The following is a 14,948-nucleotide window of genomic DNA, read 5'->3' as shown; positions in this document are numbered from 1 at the left end:
GTGATTTATGGTGCGAGGGGGGGGACTTGAACCCCCACGTCCGTAAGGACACTAACACCTGAAGCTAGCGCGTCTACCAATTCCGCCACCTTCGCATACCATCGATACTCTTTAAGTATCGTAACCACGGAGGCGCATTCTAGATGTTTTAGGATTTTCGTCAACAGTTAATTGTGTGCCGTTTCTTTATTTGTCGTAAAAAACGGCACCTAAACTCTTAGCGTTTTGCCTGGCGCGTCATGACCGTCCGGTAAACTTTAAAGCGACCGGTTTGCGCGACCACTTCGTGGAAACCAAAGGTTTCGTCCAGTGCCTGCGGGTAAGGCAGGAAGGCGTTCGCGACAATACGCAGCTCGCCGCCGCTATTCAGATGACGAACCGCACCGCGGATCAGCGTCTGCGCTGCTTCAAGACTGGTCTGCAAACCGTCATGGAACGGCGGATTAGAGATGATCATGTCATAGCGACCGGTCACTTCCGAGAAGACGTTACTGGCGAACACGTCACCTTCAATACCGTTTGCCGCAAGCGTCGCACGACTGGCTTCGACCGCCGGAGCGCTCACATCACACAGGCTCAAACGCACTTTTGGTGAGTGACGTGCCAGCGCGACGGACAACACGCCTGCGCCACAACCCACATCCAGCACTTTTCCTTTGGTGTGCGGCGTCAGGGTGGAGAGCAGCAGCTTACTGCCCACATCCAGACCGTCGCGGCTGAACACGCCCGGTAAAGTCTTGATAGTCAGATCGTCAAGCGGGTATTCATCCCAGAAGCTTTCGGCATCGAAAGTGGGCTGTTTTTCCAGGCGCCCATGATACAGGCCACAGCGACGCGCGCTGTCGACTTTGGTCAGCGGGCAGTACGCTTCCAGCATTTGTTCGGCGCTACGCACGCCGCTGCGGTTTTCACCGACGACAAAAATATCGGTGCCGACCGGCAGCAGCGACAAAATATTCATCAGCTGGAACTGGGCTTCCGGCTTGTTTTTCGGCCAGTAGTAGATCAGCGTATCGCTGTCTGCCACGTCAGACGCATCGGCGACGAGGCTAAAACGGGCACGATCTTCCATCTGACGGCTCAGCACTTGCCAGTGGTGGAACTGCTGGGTATGCGCACGACTTGCCGCAGTATCCAGGCGAGCAGGCAGGTCATCCTGCATATCTCCGGCAAACAGAATACGGCTCTCTTCGAAATCATCACTGTGGCGCAGCAAGACTTCACTTGCCGGGGTAAACGCAGACATTAAACACTCCTCATTAAACTCAGGCGGCGATTATAGTAGTTTGTTGGCGCAGATACGACGAATTTGCTATATTTGCGCGCCTGACAGACAGGAGTGATCCCCTATGACATCCCGACGCGACTGGCAACTACAGCAGCTGGGCATTACCCAGTGGGCTTTGCGCAGGCCCGCGGCGTTGCAGGGCGAAATTGCGATTTCGCTGCCGGCACACATTCGTCTGGTGATGGTGTCCTCCACACTGCCGGCATTAACCGAACCGCTTATCGGCGACGTGATGCGTGCGCTGACCGTCACACCCGACCAGGTTTTACAAATCACGCCGGAACGGATCGCGATGTTGCCTGCCGGCAGCCGCTGTAACTGCTGGCTGCTGGGCGCTGACGAAAACGTGGCGCTGGAGGGCGTGAAGGTAACGTCCCCGCCATTCGATGAATTACGGGTTAACCCTGCGGCTCGCGCCGCCCTATGGCAACAAATCTGCGAACATGAACACGATTTCTTCCCTCACCACGACTGATTTAGCGGCTGCTTTCCAGATTGAAACCCGTGCACACGCGTTTCCGTGGAGTGAAAAAACCTTCGCCAGTAATCAGGGTGAGCGCTACCTCAATTTCCGGCTGATGGTCGGTGACACCATGGCCGCGTTTGCCATCACGCAAGTGGTGCTCGATGAAGCCACGTTGTTTAACATCGCGGTCGATCCCGCTTTTCAGCGCCAGGGGCTGGGCAAAATGCTGCTCTTGCATCTGATTGCCGAACTGGAAAAACGCGATGTGCTGACGCTGTGGCTGGAAGTGCGCGCGTCAAACGCCGCCGCCATCGCCCTGTATGAAAGCCTGGGCTTTAACGAAGCCACCGTCCGACGTAACTATTACCCGACGGCAACGGGCCGCGAAGACGCAATTATTATGGCGTTGCCGATTTAACAAGACGTAAGGTGATGTAATGAACTGGGACTGGATTTTCTTTGACGCTGACGAAACGCTGTTTACCTTTGATTCGTTCGGCGGCTTACAGCGGATGTTTCTTGACTATAGCGTGACCTTTACCGCTGACGATTTCCAGGATTATCAGGCCGTTAATAAACCGCTGTGGGTGGAATACCAGAATGGTGCCATCTCCGCCCTACAGTTGCAGCATCAGCGTTTTGAAGGATGGGCGGCGAAATTAAACGTTCCGGCGGGCGATCTGAATGAGGCGTTTCTTAACGCGATGGCAGCGATTTGTACACCGCTGCCGGGGGCCGTATCGCTGCTGAACGCCCTGAAAGGTAAAGCAAAACTGGGCATTATCACTAACGGCTTTACCGCCCTGCAGGAAATTCGCCTTGCGCGTACCGGACTGCGGGACTATTTCGATCTGCTGGTCATCTCTGAGCAGATCGGCGTGGCGAAGCCACATCCCAGCATTTTTGATTATGCGCTGGAGCAGGCAGGAAACCCGGCGCGCAGTCGCGTATTAATGGTGGGAGATACCGCCGAGTCGGACATTCTGGGCGGCATGAATGCTGGCCTGTCGACCTGCTGGCTTAACGCCCATCAGCGAACTTTACCGGACGGTGTGGAACCCACCTGGACCGTGACCTCCCTTGGCGAACTGGAGCAGCTGCTGTGTAAACATTGATTGTCTGTCCTCCATTGATGGGTAAAATAGCCGCAATTTTGAATTTCATGCTGCGTGGCTTCGCGCCGCGCATTGACTAAGAAGAATATCATTATGACGTTGTCTCCTTATTTACAAGAGGTGGCGAAGCGCCGCACGTTTGCCATTATTTCGCACCCCGATGCCGGTAAAACCACCATCACCGAAAAGGTGTTGCTGTTCGGACAGGCGATCCAGACTGCCGGTACGGTAAAAGGCCGTGGCTCTAACCAGCACGCCAAATCCGACTGGATGGAAATGGAAAAGCAGCGTGGGATCTCGATCACCACCTCCGTGATGCAGTTCCCGTATCACGACTGCCTGGTGAACCTGCTGGATACCCCCGGCCACGAAGACTTCTCCGAAGATACCTACCGCACGCTGACGGCAGTGGACTGCTGCCTGATGGTTATCGATGCGGCAAAAGGCGTTGAAGATCGTACCCGTAAGCTGATGGAAGTTACCCGTCTGCGCGATACCCCGATCCTCACCTTTATGAACAAACTTGACCGTGACATCCGCGATCCAATGGAACTGCTGGATGAAGTGGAAAACGAGCTGAAGATTGGCTGCGCGCCGATCACCTGGCCGATTGGCTGCGGCAAGCTGTTTAAAGGCGTGTACCACCTCTATAAAGATGAAACCTATCTTTATCAGACCGGTAAAGGCCACACCATTCAGGATGTGCGCATTGTTAAAGGGCTGAACAACCCGGAGCTGGACAGCGCCGTGGGCGAAGACCTGGCACAACAGCTGCGTGACGAGCTGGAGCTGGTGCAGGGCGCGTCTAACGAATTCGATCAAGAACTGTTCCTCGCCGGTGAAATTACGCCGGTGTTCTTCGGTACCGCACTGGGTAACTTTGGCGTTGACCATATGCTCGACGGTCTGGTGGACTGGGCGCCTGCGCCTATGTGGCGTAAAACCGACACCCGTACCGTGGAAGCGAAAGAAGAGAAGTTCACCGGCTTCGTCTTTAAGATCCAGGCCAACATGGATCCGAAACACCGCGACCGCGTCGCCTTTATGCGTGTGGTGTCCGGGAAATATGAAAAAGGCATGAAGCTGCGCCAGGTGCGTACCGGTAAAGACGTGGTGATCTCCGATGCGCTGACCTTTATGGCCGGCGACCGTTCGCACGTGGAAGAAGCTTTCCCCGGCGACATCATTGGGCTGCATAACCACGGCACCATTCAGATTGGTGATACCTTCACTCAGGGCGAGATGATGAAGTTCACCGGCATCCCGAACTTTGCGCCTGAACTGTTCCGTCGTATCCGTCTGCGCGATCCGCTGAAACAGAAACAGCTGCTCAAAGGTCTGGTGCAGTTGTCAGAAGAAGGGGCGGTACAGGTATTCCGTCCGATCTCCAACAACGATCTGATTGTGGGAGCGGTAGGTGTGCTGCAGTTTGACGTGGTGGTTGCCCGTCTGAAGAGCGAGTACAACGTGGAGGCGATCTACGAATCCGTAAACGTTGCCACGGCGCGCTGGGTTGAAAGTACCGACGTGAAGAAGTTTGAGGAGTTCAAACGGAAGAACGAAATCCAGCTGGCGCTGGACGGTGGCGACAACCTGACGTATATCGCCCCGACCATGGTTAACCTCAACCTGACGCAGGAGCGTTATCCTGACGTGCAGTTCCGTAAAACACGCGAACACTAATCCCGACCCCTCAGAGCGCGGCAGCCGCCGCGCTCAGTGACTTTCCCTGTCTTATTAGCCTCTTGCGGAATGTTCTTAATTACCCCGCTTTTTCAGTTTGTTGCTCACTTTTTAGCCTTTCGCGCAAGCGCTTTTAATTTTGTTAGCTATATTTAACAAAGTGGTTACCGAAGGGGCGGCTGAAAGCACTGTTCAATGCGTGAATGTTGACCTTTCATCCTGGCTTAACGGCTAACCATAATATTAATAACTGGAGCAGGGCAGTGCGCCACGGGACATGCTGAATTGTGACCCATGCCATTGAATTCTGCATTAGGTGAGCTTCACCACAGCAACGAAGCAGCCAGTATGGCGGCTTGACGCCCGGGTGCGGGCAAACTGAAAGGAATAAATCGATGACTACGACAAGACTGAAGATTTCTAAAACTCTGCTGGCAGTAATGCTGGGTTCCGTACTGGCAAGTGGTTCTGCACTGGCTGAAACCAGCGCCACTGACAAAGCACAGTCTACCGCAAGCGACGCAGGGCAAAAAATCGATAGCTCTATGAATAAAGTCGGTAATTTCATGGATGACAGCGCCATTACCGCGAAAGTAAAAGCGGCACTGGTTGATCATGAAAGCATCAAGAGCACAGATATTTCGGTGAAAACGGAAAAAGCGGTCGTTACGCTGAGCGGTTTCGTCGAAAGTCAGGCACAGGCTGAAGAAGCGGTTAAGGTTGCTAAACAGGTTGAGGGCGTAGCGTCAGTCAGCGACAAACTCCACGTACGTGATGGCAAATCCGAATCCGTGAAAGGGTACGCAGGCGACACTGCGACCACCAGCGAAGTGAAAGCCAAACTGTTGGCTGATGACATCGTCCCGTCACGTAAAGTGAAAGTTGAAACTACCGATGGTGTGGTTCAGCTGTCCGGTACGGTGGATTCCCAGGCACAAATTGATCGTGCGGAAAGTATCGCCAAAGCGGTCGATGGTGTGAAGAGTGTGAAGAACGACCTTAAAGCTAAGTAATACCTTCACCCGGTTAGAGCCGGGGATTGTAGGCAACACACCGAAAAAAAATCGCAGTGAGTAGCCTGAGCGCTCGCGAGCAGCGATCGACATTAATTATGGTAAAGGAGAGTCATATGTTTCGTTGGGGCATTATATTTCTGGTTATCGCGTTAATCGCTGCGGCCCTGGGCTTTGGTGGTTTAGCGGGTACTGCAGCTGGTGCGGCAAAAATCGTATTCGTCGTAGGTATCATTCTGTTCCTGGTCAGCCTGTTCATGGGCCGTAGACGTCCATAGCAGTTTGCCAAAACCCGAACCATTGCAAAGCCAGTCCTCGTGACTGGCTTTCGTTGTTTCAGAGTCAGGAAAAGTGCGCTACCTTACAGGATACAAAAATTTAACAGGAAGGCAGGGTGGGACAGCGAATTCCAATAACGCTCGGCAATATCGCACCGTTAGCGTTAAGTCCATTTCGCCCGGGTCGTCTCGCACTGGTATGTGAAGGCGGCGGTCAACGGGGCATTTTTACCGCCGGCGTGCTGGACGAATTCATGCGCGCGAATTTCAACCCTTTCGACCTGTACTTTGGCACCTCTGCGGGTGCACAAAACCTCTCCGCTTATCTCTGTAACCAGCCTGGCTATGCGCGAAAAGTCATTATGCGCTACACCACCTCACGAGAATTTTTTAATCCGGTGCGCTTTGTGCGCGGCGGGAACCTGATCGATCTCGACTGGCTGATTGAATCCACCGCCAGCCAGATGCCGCTGGCTATGGACACCGCCGTCCGTCTGTTCGACAGCGGCAAATCCTTTTACATGTGCGCCTGCCGCGGCGATGACTTCACGCCCGGTTATTTTTCGCCTACCAGCCAGACCTGGCTGGATCTGATCCGCGCGTCGAGCGCCATCCCCGGTTTTTATCGGCCTGGCGTCATGCTGGATGGGATTAACTATCTTGATGGCGGCATCAGCGATGCGATCCCGGTACAGGAAGCGGCGAAGCGGGGCGCGCAGACTATTGTGGTGATCCGCACCGTGCCGTCACAGATGTACTACACCCCGCAGTGGTTTAAGCGCATGGAACGCTGGCTGGGTGACAGCAGCCTGCAACCGCTGATGACGCTGGTTCAGCACCATGAAACCAGCTATCGCGCCATTCAGCAGTTCATTGAAAAACCGCCGGGAAAACTGCGCATCTTTGAGATCTACCCGCCACGATTGTTAAAAAGCATGGCGCTGGGCAGCCGTCTGCCTGCGCTGCGCGATGATTACAAACTGGGCCGTCTTTGTGGACGCTACTTCCTGGCAACGGTCGGTAAACTGCTGGCGGAAACTCCGCCGCTGCTGCGCCATACACCGCGTATTGTCACCCCGCCGGGCGTCGTGGTTCCGCCAACCGTCGTGGTGCCGCCAGCGGTGGTGGCGAACGACGCCATCACCACGCCGCTGGTGGGTGCACCCCAGGCCAACGACGATCCCACCATCAGCAGTGAGGGGATGGCGTGACCTTTCGTTTTATCGACACCCACTGCCATTTCGATTTTCCGCCGTTTACCGGCGACGAACGCGCGAGTATTACCCGTGCCGCCGGGGCTGGCGTAGAGGCGATTATCGTCCCTTCGACGGAAGCGGCGAATTTCGCCCGCGTGCTGACGCTGGCTCACGAGCACGACGCGCTGTATGCCGCGCTCGGTCTGCATCCCATCGTCATCGAACAGCATACCGACCGCTGCCTGCAACAGCTGGAGGCGCACCTGGCCGCCCCTGACTCACGGCTGATTGCCATCGGCGAGATCGGCCTCGATCTCTGGCGTGAAGATCCGCAGTTTGATCGTCAGGCGCAGATCCTCGATGCCCAGCTGGCGCTGGCGAAACGCTATGATTTTCCGGTGATCCTGCACTCGAGGCGCACCCACGATAAGCTGGCGATGCACCTGAAGCGTCACGCGTTGCCGCGTACCGGCGTGGTACACGGTTTTGCCGGCAGTCTGCAACAGGCGCAGCGGTTTATTGAACTGGGATATTACATTGGCGTCGGCGGCACTATCACATACCCGCGTGCCAGTAAAACCCGCGACGTGATGGCGCGCCTGCCGTTATCGGCGCTGCTGCTGGAAACGGACGCGCCGGATATGCCGCTGAATGGTTATCAGGGCCAGCCCAACCGGCCCGAGCGGGTGGCGCAGGTGTTTGCAACCTTGTGCGAACTGCGCCCGGAAGCACCGGAGCTCATCGCGGAGACAATATTGACCAACACCCGCCGACTATTTTTCACAGATAGAGCGCGGGCAGAATAATCTTTTCCACGCCCCGCTCCCGTAGCGCCGCCGCCAGCGGTTCAACATCTGCCGGCGTGGCGCTGCGCCACCGGGCCGCCTCGCCATAGACGCCGTGGGCATGAAAGGCGTTCAGCCTGACGCTGACGTTGCCCAGACTGCCAATAAACGCGCTCAGTGCCGCAATGTGATGCAGATAATCGCTCTGGCCTGGGATCACCAGCAGCCGCAGCTCGCTCAGTTTATCGCGCGCCGCCAGCCAGCGAATGCTCTGTTTTACCTGCGCGTTATCCCGCCCGGTCAACTGGCGGTGAGTGTCATTGTCCCAGGTTTTCAGATCGATCATCGCCCCGTCAAACAGCGGCAGCAGTTTTTGCCAGCCGGTTTCACTCAGCAGGCCGTTGCTGTCCACCAGACAGCTCAACGCCGACAGCGCGGGATCGGCTTTTATTGCCGCAAACAGTTCCAGTAAAAAGGGCAGTTGCGTGGTGGCCTCGCCGCCGCTGACGGTAACGCCGCCGATAAACGCGCGCACCTTTTTGATCTGTGCGATAACCTCCGCCACGCTCATGCGCTGCGCCATCGGCGTCGCCTGCTGGGGACACAGGCGTAAACAGGTGTCGCACTGCTGACAGGCGGCCGCATCCCACGCCACCTGTCCGTTAATCATCGACAGCGCCTGAGGCGGGCAATGCGGCACGCACTCCCCGCAGTGATTGCAGCGCCCCATGGTCCACGGGTTATGGCAGTTTTTACAGCGCATCGTGCAGCCCTGTAAAAACAGCGCCAGCCGACTGCCCGGCCCGTCGACGCAGGAGAAGGGGATCAGGCTACTGACTAAAGCGCATCTGCTGTTCATGGCTGACCACGCGGGGTTGACGTTCCAGCATCCGCGTATTGCGCGCGGCTTCTTCACCCAGCCAGGTGGTATTGGTGCGCGATCCCTCCGCCCGGAATTTTTCCAGATCTGACAGCCGCACCATATAACCGGTGACGCGCACCAGATCGTTGCCGCTGACGTTAGCCGTAAATTCCCGCATCCCGAGACTGAATGCCCCCAGACAGAGCTGCGCCACCGCCTGCGGGTTACGCTTGATGGTTTCGTCGAGGGTTAAAATATCGCTGATGCCCGCCGCATACCATGCGTGATGCGGGGCAACCGTCTGCAAATGGGTGATGGGGTCCGGCTCTTCGCCGTACGGCAGACGCGCCCCCGGCGTGGTGACGGTATCGCTGCTGATGCCGGACTGCGCATGCAGCATCGCGCGCTGTTGCCAGCCATGTTTCACCGGCGTCCGGGCGACAAAATCCGCCAGATATTCACTGATGCGCCACGCCAGCTGATTCGCCGCCTCGTCTTTTCCGTAGCGACCCGCGCTGCCGCTTTTCTCACACAGCGTGTTCACCGCTTCCGCAAGACCGTAAATGCCGAACATCGGCACAAAACGTTGTGCATCGATCAGCCCCTCTTTCACCAGGAAGCTATTCTCAAAGAAGTGGGACTGCTGATGAAGAAAATCGCAGCGCGCATCAATAATGGCGATCTGCTGTGCGCAGTAGTGCGCCAGCGTGCGATCAAAGAAATCGTCCACCGACGCACTGCGTTCAGCAACGGCCTTCAGATTCAGCCTGACCAGCGTGCTGCCACCTCCCGCCAGCGGCAGCGAGTTGTAACAGCTGACGACGCCGTAACCGCCTTTTGTGAAAATTTTATCATTTACCGGCCCGTTGGAAATATGCGGTTTACTGCACTCGCAAATGTTTTCCGCCACCTGAAGCAGCAGCGATTCGGGGGTGATTTCCGGATCATAAATAAAGGTCAGATTCGGCGCGACCTGCTTTAGCTCTGCATCGGCGCGTAAAATGGCGCGGGTGACCGGCGTATCATACGGGCCAATATTGGCATGCATAAAGGCGTCCGGCAGCGTGCGATCCAGATAGCGCCAGAAACGTTTTATGCGACTATCGATCTCGTCTTGTGTTAGAATTCTAACATACGGTTGCAACAGGGCATCGAGATGACCAAGAAATACCGGCATCGAGGTGACCGACGGTACATGGTGGTAAAGAATGGTGAGCATCGACAGCGCATCGTCGACATCTTTTGCCGGTTCCAGCTCCAGCCATTCCGAACCCTGCGCCAGAAATTTTGCGTAATCGGGCAGCACATAGCGCGGTTTGTAAGGCGCATTGCCCTCGAACATATCGCATATCACGCCGTCATCCAGCGCCGCACGCGCGGCCTGCGGTAAGGCGGGGTACGGCAGGCTGTTTTCCGCCTCCAGTGCCAGAAAATGGCGCTTTTGTGCGGATGAGAGTACAGGGCTTGTCACAATGTGCTGGCAACGTTGCAGCAGGGATGGGGTCGCAGACGCGGGCATGGGCTTTCCTCGGGTTCCTTGAGTGAGGCGGGCAGTGTAAGAAATGCCGGATGCGCGTCTTTTGATCCTGGTACGGACTCAGCGGAAAAACCCTGGCCGTGTCGCTGAAAAATATGATCTGAATCTCATATCAGTTATGCAAATGTGAATGTCGTTTTCATTAACTGTGATGAATGTCGAAGTGTCGTGGCGGGTGAATGTTAGAATACTCACACACCCGCCGGAATAAAATGTTAACCGGAGAATGTTATGACTGATTTAACCGCAAGCAGCCTGCGCGCGCTGAAACTGATGGATCTGACCACCCTGAACGACGATGACACCGATGCGAAAGTGATCGCCCTGTGTCACCAGGCGAAGACCCCGGTTGGCAACACCGCCGCGGTTTGCATCTACCCGCGCTTTATCCCGATTGCGCGTAAAACGCTGAACGAGCAGGGCACGCCGGACGTACGCATCGCCACCGTGACTAACTTCCCGCACGGTAACGATGACATCGAGATCGCGCTGGCCGAAACCCGCGCTGCCATCGCCTACGGTGCGGATGAAGTGGACGTGGTTTTCCCGTACCGCGCGCTGATCGCCGGTAACGAGCAGGTCGGCTTCGATCTGGTCAAAGCCTGTAAAGACGCCTGTGCCGCAGCGAACGTGCTGCTTAAAGTGATCATCGAAACCGGTGAGCTGAAAGAAGAAGCCCTGATCCGTAAAGCCTCTGAAATCGCCATCAAAGCGGGCGCTGACTTTATCAAAACCTCCACCGGTAAAGTGCCGGTCAATGCCACGCCGGAAAGCGCGCGCATCATGATGGAAGTGATCCGTGATATGGGCGTGGAAAAAACCGTGGGCTTCAAACCGGCAGGCGGTGTGCGTACCGCTGAAGACGCCGCGCAGTTCCTCGCTATCGCAGACGATCTGTTTGGCGCTGACTGGGCCGATTCCCGCCACTACCGTTTCGGCGCGTCCAGCCTGCTGGCTAGCCTGCTGAAAGCACTGGGTCATGGCGACGGTAAAAGCGCCAGCGCGTATTAAGTTGTTATTTGCCTGACCACATGCCGGGTGGCGCGTTGCTTACCCGGCCTACAGATTGGCCTTCGACTCTTTTTCCTCAGGGGGTTCCCTTGTTTCTCGCTCAAGAAATTATCCGCAAAAAACGTGACGGCATCGCATTAAGCGATGAAGAGATCCGCTTCTTTATTAACGGCATTCGCGATAACACCGTTTCCGAAGGCCAGATTGCGGCGCTGGCAATGACCATTTTCTTCCATGACATGGCGATTGAAGAGCGCGTCTCGCTCACGATGGCGATGCGTGATTCCGGTAGCGTGCTGGAATGGAAAAGCCTCAACCTCAACGGCCCAATCGTTGATAAACACTCCACCGGCGGCGTGGGTGATGTCACCTCGCTGATGCTGGGGCCGATGGTCGCCGCCTGCGGCGGTTATATTCCGATGATTTCCGGGCGCGGCCTGGGGCATACCGGCGGCACCCTCGATAAGCTGGAAGCCATTCCGGGCTTCGATATTTTCCCGAACGATCAACGCTTCCGCGAGATCATCAAAGACGTGGGCGTGGCGATTATCGGCCAGACCAGCTCGCTGGCACCGGCGGATAAACGTTTTTATGCCACCCGTGACATTACCGCCACCGTTGACTCCATTCCGCTGATCACCGCCTCGATCCTCGCCAAAAAACTGGCGGAAGGTCTGGATGCGCTGGTGATGGACGTGAAGGTCGGCAGCGGCGCGTTTATGCCAACCTACGAACTCTCTGCTGAACTGGCGCAGGCGATTGTTGGCGTGGCAAACGGGGCCGGTGTTCGCACCACCGCACTGCTGACGGACATGAACCAGGTGCTGGCCTCCAGCGCCGGTAACGCCGTCGAAGTGCGCGAAGCCGTGCAGTTCCTCACCGGCGAATACCGCAACCCGCGCCTGCTGGAAGTGACTACCGCGCTGTGTGTGGAAATGCTGATTTCCGGCAAGCTGGCGAAAGATGACGCCAGCGCCCGCGCCATGCTGCAAAACGTGCTCGACAACGGTAAAGCGGCGGAAATCTTTGGCCGCATGGTTGCCGCCCAGAAAGGCCCGACCGATTTCGTTGAAAACTATGACAAATACCTGCCGACGGCGATGCTGACCAAAGCGGTTTATGCTGATAACGAAGGTTTCGTGTCAGAAATGGACACCCGTGCGCTTGGCATGGCGGTGGTGTCGATGGGCGGCGGTCGCCGTCAGGCGTCTGACGCCATTGATTACAGCGTCGGCTTTACCGATATGGCCCGTCTGGGCGACAGCGTGGACGGTCAACGCCCGCTGGCGGTCATTCATGCCAAAGATGAAAACAGCTGGCAGGAAGCGGCCCGCGCGGTTAAAGCCGCCATCCGCGTCGATGACAGCGCACCGGCGCAAACCCCGGTGGTGTATCGCAGAATTACGGAATAACCGCCCGGCGAGCTTCCCGTTACAGGAAGAGTTCGGGTATACTGATCTGATCGCTTTTTTACAGCGCGCAAGGTACGGAGAAACTATGAAACGTGCATTTATAATGGTGCTGGACTCATTCGGCATCGGTGCGACTGAAGATGCGGAGCGCTTTGGCGACGTAGGTTCAGACACACTTGGCCACATCGCAGAAGCCTGCGCAAAAGGTGAAGCCGACCAGGGTCGTCAGGGTCCGCTTAATCTGCCAAACCTGACCCGTCTGGGTCTGGCGAAAGCCCACGAAGGTTCCACCGGCAAGATTGCGGCGGGTCTGGATGGCAACGCGGAAGTGATCGGCGCGTATGCCTGGGCGCATGAACTCTCCTCCGGGAAAGACACGCCGTCAGGCCACTGGGAAATCGCCGGTGTGCCTGTCCTGTTCGACTGGGGCTATTTCAGCAACGAGACCAACAGCTTCCCGCAGGAGCTGCTCGACAAGCTGGTGGAACGCGCAAATCTGCCGGGTTACCTCGGTAACTGCCACTCCTCCGGTACGGTGATCCTCGACCAGCTCGGCGAAGAGCATATGAAAACCGGGAAACCGATTTTCTATACCTCTGCTGATTCTGTGTTTCAGATCGCCTGTCACGAAGAGACGTACGGCCTCGATAAGCTGTATGAGCTGTGCGAAATCGCCCGTGAAGAGCTGACCGACGGCGGCTACAACATTGGCCGCGTGATCGCGCGTCCGTTTATCGGCGACAAACCGGGCAACTTCCAGCGTACCGGTAACCGTCACGATCTGGCGGTCGAGCCACCGGCACCTACCATCCTGAAAAAACTGGTTGAAGAGAAGAACGGCCAGGTGGTTTCCGTGGGTAAAATCGCGGACATCTATGCCAACGTCGGTATCACCAAAAAAGTGAAAGCGACCGGTCTGGATGCGCTCTTTGACGCCACCGTTAAAGAGATGAAAGCGGCGGGTGATAACACGATTGTGTTCACCAACTTTGTCGATTTCGACTCTTCATGGGGCCATCGCCGCGACGTGGCGGGCTATGCCGGTGGTCTTGAGCTGTTCGACCGCCGTCTGCCGGAGCTGCTGGAGCTGGTGGGCGAAGATGACATTATTATCTTCACCGCTGACCACGGCTGTGATCCGGCCTGGAAAGGCACCGATCACACCCGCGAACACATTCCGGTGCTGATCTACGGCCCGAAAGTGAAACCTGGCTCGCTCGGTCACCGTGAAACCTTCGCGGACATCGGCCAGACGCTGGCGACCTACTTCGGTACGTCACCAATGGAATACGGCAAAAACATGCTCTGATACCCGTTGCCGGATGGCGCTTCGCTTATCCGGCCTACGGGAAGCGCTTAAAGTTATGTAAGCCGGGTAAGGCACAGCCGCCACCCGGCAAAAAATTTTAAAAAGGAATGAAAGATGGCTACCCCACATATTAATGCAGAAATGGGTGATTTCGCTGACGTTGTGCTGATGCCGGGCGATCCGCTGCGTGCTAAGCACATCGCGGAAACCTTCTTTGAAGACGTGCGTGAAGTGAACAACGTGCGCGGCATGCTGGGTTACACCGGCACTTACAAAGGCCGTAAAATCTCGGTGATGGGTCACGGTATGGGCATTCCGTCCTGCTCCATCTACACCAAAGAGCTGATCACCGATTTCGGCGTGAAGAAAATCATCCGCGTCGGCTCCTGCGGTGCGGTACGTGCAGACGTAAAACTGCGTGACGTGGTGATTGGAATCGGTGCCTGCACCGATTCCAAAGTGAACCGTCTGCGTTTTAAAGATCACGACTTTGCTGCGATTGCTGATTTTGACATGGTGCGTAACGCGGTTGACGCGGCGAAAGCGCTGGGTGTTGATGCCCGCGTCGGTAACATTTTCTCCGCCGACTTGTTCTATACGCCGGACCCGTCTATGTTCGACGTGATGGAAAAATACGGCATTCTCGGCGTGGAAATGGAAGCCGCGGGTATCTACGGCGTGGCGGCGGAATTTGGTGCGAAAGCGCTGACCATCTGCACCGTGTCCGACCATATCCGTACTCACGAGCAGACCAGTGCCGCTGAGCGTCAGACCACCTTCAACGACATGATCAAAATCGCGCTGGAATCCGTCCTGCTGGGCGATAAAGCGTAACGTTTTACCCCTCACCCCGACCCTCTCCCCATGGGCTGAGGGATCCCCAGTAATCTGGTCATTTATTCAGGACCAGATTACTGTACTCTTTTCCCAGCACTTTCAGCGCATTAACTATACTCATCCGTCTTACCTTTCCCGGTTCGTGCCTGAGTATCG

The 14,948-nt window shown here is 56.3% G+C and carries 15 protein-coding genes and 1 tRNA gene; 12 read left to right on the top strand and 4 right to left on the bottom strand.

Going from position 1 to position 14,948, the window contains the following annotated elements; genetic code table 11:
• Window positions 1–8: 8 nt before the first annotated feature.
• Together KW828_RS18665 and rsmC are read right to left on the bottom strand one after the other, a co-directional pair.
• Window positions 9–95, bottom strand: a tRNA-Leu gene (locus tag KW828_RS18665).
• Window positions 96–217: 122 nt separating this feature from the next.
• Entirely contained in the window at window positions 218–1,246 is a 1,029-nt protein-coding gene (gene rsmC / locus KW828_RS18660) for a 16S rRNA (guanine(1207)-N(2))-methyltransferase RsmC (RefSeq protein WP_218337770.1), read from the bottom strand.
• Window positions 1,247–1,349: 103 nt separating this feature from the next.
• Between rsmC and KW828_RS18655 the strand changes: the two genes are divergently transcribed.
• The 8 genes from KW828_RS18655 to KW828_RS18620 all read left to right on the top strand — a co-directional run bounded on the left by KW828_RS18655 (window position 1,350) and on the right by KW828_RS18620 (window position 7,845).
• Window positions 1,350–1,763 carry a DNA polymerase III subunit psi gene (locus KW828_RS18655; RefSeq protein ID WP_218337769.1) on the top strand — a complete coding sequence of 138 codons (414 nt, stop codon included), beginning with the start codon at window positions 1,350–1,352 and terminating at the stop codon, window positions 1,761–1,763.
• On the top strand, window positions 1,732–2,172 hold the full coding sequence (rimI, locus tag KW828_RS18650; protein WP_218337768.1) for a ribosomal protein S18-alanine N-acetyltransferase: 441 nt from the start codon (window positions 1,732–1,734) through the stop codon (window positions 2,170–2,172). The genes KW828_RS18655 and rimI overlap by 32 nt, the downstream gene beginning before the upstream one ends.
• Window positions 2,173–2,191: 19 nt before the next feature.
• The gene (gene yjjG, locus KW828_RS18645; RefSeq protein WP_218337767.1) at window positions 2,192–2,869 is read left to right on the top strand and encodes a pyrimidine 5'-nucleotidase; all 678 of its coding nucleotides are present in this window, start codon (window positions 2,192–2,194) and stop codon (window positions 2,867–2,869) included.
• Between the two features lie 93 nt (window positions 2,870–2,962).
• Window positions 2,963–4,552, top strand: coding sequence for a peptide chain release factor 3 (gene prfC / locus KW828_RS18640; protein ID WP_088220694.1), 1,590 nt, complete (start codon window positions 2,963–2,965; stop codon window positions 4,550–4,552).
• Window positions 4,553–4,947: 395 nt separating this feature from the next.
• Window positions 4,948–5,565, top strand: coding sequence for a molecular chaperone OsmY (osmY, locus tag KW828_RS18635; RefSeq protein ID WP_218337766.1), 618 nt, complete (start codon window positions 4,948–4,950; stop codon window positions 5,563–5,565).
• Between the two features lie 116 nt (window positions 5,566–5,681).
• Window positions 5,682–5,843: a DUF1328 domain-containing protein gene (locus tag KW828_RS18630; RefSeq protein WP_002437547.1), complete on the top strand. Its 162-nt coding sequence runs from the start codon at window positions 5,682–5,684 to the stop codon at window positions 5,841–5,843.
• A gap of 116 nt (window positions 5,844–5,959) precedes the next feature.
• A complete protein-coding gene (locus KW828_RS18625; protein ID WP_218337765.1) occupies window positions 5,960–7,054 on the top strand; it encodes a patatin family protein in 1,095 nt (364 codons plus the stop codon).
• Window positions 7,051–7,845 (top strand): TatD family hydrolase, encoded by a 795-nt coding sequence (locus KW828_RS18620; protein ID WP_218337764.1) that lies wholly within the window; start codon window positions 7,051–7,053, stop codon window positions 7,843–7,845. Before KW828_RS18625 ends, KW828_RS18620 begins: the two co-directional genes overlap by 4 nt.
• Here the strand turns inward: KW828_RS18620 and KW828_RS18615 are convergent.
• Window positions 7,820–8,683 (bottom strand): YjjW family glycine radical enzyme activase, encoded by an 864-nt coding sequence (locus tag KW828_RS18615; protein WP_218337763.1) that lies wholly within the window; start codon window positions 8,681–8,683, stop codon window positions 7,820–7,822. The two genes, KW828_RS18620 and KW828_RS18615, sit on opposite strands and share 26 nt — an antisense overlap.
• Window positions 8,655–10,205 (bottom strand): YjjI family glycine radical enzyme, encoded by a 1,551-nt coding sequence (locus tag KW828_RS18610; RefSeq protein ID WP_218337762.1) that lies wholly within the window; start codon window positions 10,203–10,205, stop codon window positions 8,655–8,657. The genes KW828_RS18615 and KW828_RS18610 overlap by 29 nt, the downstream gene beginning before the upstream one ends.
• 249 nt (window positions 10,206–10,454) lie before the next feature.
• On the opposite strand from KW828_RS18610, the gene deoC reads away from it, so the two are divergent.
• The 4 genes from deoC (at window position 10,455) to deoD (ending at window position 14,789) form a co-directional block, all read left to right on the top strand.
• The gene (gene deoC, locus KW828_RS18605) at window positions 10,455–11,234 is read left to right on the top strand and encodes a deoxyribose-phosphate aldolase (RefSeq protein ID WP_088220700.1); all 780 of its coding nucleotides are present in this window, start codon (window positions 10,455–10,457) and stop codon (window positions 11,232–11,234) included.
• An 89-nt stretch (window positions 11,235–11,323) separates the two neighbouring features.
• Window positions 11,324–12,646 (top strand): thymidine phosphorylase, encoded by a 1,323-nt coding sequence (gene deoA, locus KW828_RS18600; protein WP_218337761.1) that lies wholly within the window; start codon window positions 11,324–11,326, stop codon window positions 12,644–12,646.
• Between the two features lie 85 nt (window positions 12,647–12,731).
• Entirely contained in the window at window positions 12,732–13,955 is a 1,224-nt protein-coding gene (gene deoB / locus KW828_RS18595; RefSeq protein WP_218337760.1) for a phosphopentomutase, read from the top strand.
• 114 nt (window positions 13,956–14,069) lie between these two features.
• On the top strand, window positions 14,070–14,789 hold the full coding sequence (deoD, locus tag KW828_RS18590) for a purine-nucleoside phosphorylase (protein WP_218337759.1): 720 nt from the start codon (window positions 14,070–14,072) through the stop codon (window positions 14,787–14,789).
• Window positions 14,790–14,948 lie beyond the last annotated feature (159 nt).

This window comes from Enterobacter sp. ENT03 (assembly GCF_019218745.1).
Taxonomy (GTDB): domain Bacteria; phylum Pseudomonadota; class Gammaproteobacteria; order Enterobacterales; family Enterobacteriaceae; genus Enterobacter_D.
Note: the sequence above shows the minus strand (reverse complement) of the source record. Positions and strands in the feature narration are given on the sequence as shown.

What these genes read in the sequence shown, in the direction of transcription:
- rsmC (WP_218337770.1), bottom strand. Translation starts at nt 1,246, where the DNA reads ATGTCTGCGTTTACCCCGGCAAGTGAAGTCTTGCTGCGCCACAGTGAT.
- KW828_RS18655 (WP_218337769.1), top strand. Translation starts at nt 1,350, where the DNA reads ATGACATCCCGACGCGACTGGCAACTACAGCAGCTGGGCATTACCCAG.
- rimI (WP_218337768.1), top strand. Translation starts at nt 1,732, where the DNA reads ATGAACACGATTTCTTCCCTCACCACGACTGATTTAGCGGCTGCTTTC.
- yjjG (WP_218337767.1), top strand. Translation starts at nt 2,192, where the DNA reads ATGAACTGGGACTGGATTTTCTTTGACGCTGACGAAACGCTGTTTACC.
- prfC (WP_088220694.1), top strand. Translation starts at nt 2,963, where the DNA reads ATGACGTTGTCTCCTTATTTACAAGAGGTGGCGAAGCGCCGCACGTTT.
- osmY (WP_218337766.1), top strand. Translation starts at nt 4,948, where the DNA reads ATGACTACGACAAGACTGAAGATTTCTAAAACTCTGCTGGCAGTAATG.
- KW828_RS18630 (WP_002437547.1), top strand. Translation starts at nt 5,682, where the DNA reads ATGTTTCGTTGGGGCATTATATTTCTGGTTATCGCGTTAATCGCTGCG.
- KW828_RS18615 (WP_218337763.1), bottom strand. Translation starts at nt 8,683, where the DNA reads ATGAACAGCAGATGCGCTTTAGTCAGTAGCCTGATCCCCTTCTCCTGC.
- KW828_RS18610 (WP_218337762.1), bottom strand. Translation starts at nt 10,205, where the DNA reads ATGCCCGCGTCTGCGACCCCATCCCTGCTGCAACGTTGCCAGCACATT.
- deoC (WP_088220700.1), top strand. Translation starts at nt 10,455, where the DNA reads ATGACTGATTTAACCGCAAGCAGCCTGCGCGCGCTGAAACTGATGGAT.
- deoB (WP_218337760.1), top strand. Translation starts at nt 12,732, where the DNA reads ATGAAACGTGCATTTATAATGGTGCTGGACTCATTCGGCATCGGTGCG.
- deoD (WP_218337759.1), top strand. Translation starts at nt 14,070, where the DNA reads ATGGCTACCCCACATATTAATGCAGAAATGGGTGATTTCGCTGACGTT.